Genomic DNA, 1,050 nt, shown 5'->3' with positions numbered 1-1,050 from the left:
GCGCCTGGACCGGCTTGTCGGCGATGAACGTGTAGACGTGCCACTTGTTCGTTCCTCGCTTGCGGCGCCAGATGATGTGGAACCCGAGGAAGTCGACCCCGTCGGCAAGGTGGACGATCCTGGTCTTGCTCTCCGACAGGCGAAGACCCATCGGTGCCAGGACCTCACTCACCTGATCACGCAGTTGTTCGACGTGCTCGGCGGTGCCGTGGACCAGGACGAGGAAGTCATCCGCGTAGCGGACGAGCTGCCAGGTCGCCAGTCCCTGGGCGCGTCTTTTCCTGCGCTGCTGGTTATCGCCCGCCGCTGCCCACTGCTCGACGAAGAAGTCGTCCAGCACCGACAAGGCGATGTTGGCCAGCAAGGGTGAGAGGATGCCGCCTTGTGGCGTGCCGGAGGTGGTCTCGTTCCGCTGGCCGAGCTCGGTCATGATCCCGGCGTTGAGGAACGTCTTCACCAGGGCGAGCACGCGCTTGTCCTTGACCCGTCGGCGCACCCGGTCCATCAGGGCGGTGTGGTCGATCCGATCGAAGCACGCCTCGATATCGGCATCCAGCACCCACCGGTAACCGGCGGTGGCCAGATGATGGATCTCGGCGATCGCGTCATGCGCGCGCCGGTTCGGCCGGGAAACCGTAGGAGCACGACGGAAGTCCGCCTCGAAAAGCGGTTCCAGGACCAGTTTCAGCGCCGCCTGCACCACCCGATCCGTGAGGGTCGGGATTCCCAACCGGCGAAGCTTGCCGCCGGTCTTGGGGATCATCTTCTCCCGCACCGGTAACGGCCGGAACCGGCCCGCCTGGAGCAGGGAGCGGATGTGGTTCAGCAGCGCCTGCGCTCCGGTCATCCGGACGTGGATGATGGTGATGCCATCCACTCCGGCGGTCCGGGCTCCGGCATTGCCCGCGACCCATTCCAGCAGCCATCACCAGCGTGGCCGGGTCGCAGACGAAGTTGAACACATCGTCAAACCGGAAGCCGTGATCGGCTACCGCCCAACGGTGCAGCTTGGTCTGCATCCCCCGTACCCGCAGCCATGCCTCATCGGCC

At 65.5% G+C, this 1,050-nt stretch carries 2 protein-coding genes; one reads left to right on the top strand and one right to left on the bottom strand.

Features of this window, described 5'->3' with window-relative positions:
• Positions 1 to 763 (bottom strand): reverse transcriptase/maturase family protein (locus tag ACWDRB_RS67905; protein WP_449912936.1); only part of this gene is annotated, 763 nt, incomplete at its 3' end.
• A 52-nt stretch (positions 764 to 815) separates the two neighbouring features.
• Between ACWDRB_RS67905 and ACWDRB_RS67900 the strand changes: the two genes are divergently transcribed.
• Positions 816 to 1,050: hypothetical protein (locus ACWDRB_RS67900; RefSeq protein ID WP_449912934.1), on the top strand; the 235-nt coding region annotated here is incomplete at its 3' end.

It is taken from the genome of Nonomuraea sp. NPDC003707 (genome assembly GCF_053587055.1).
This window is presented reverse-complemented; position numbering and strand designations above follow the sequence as displayed.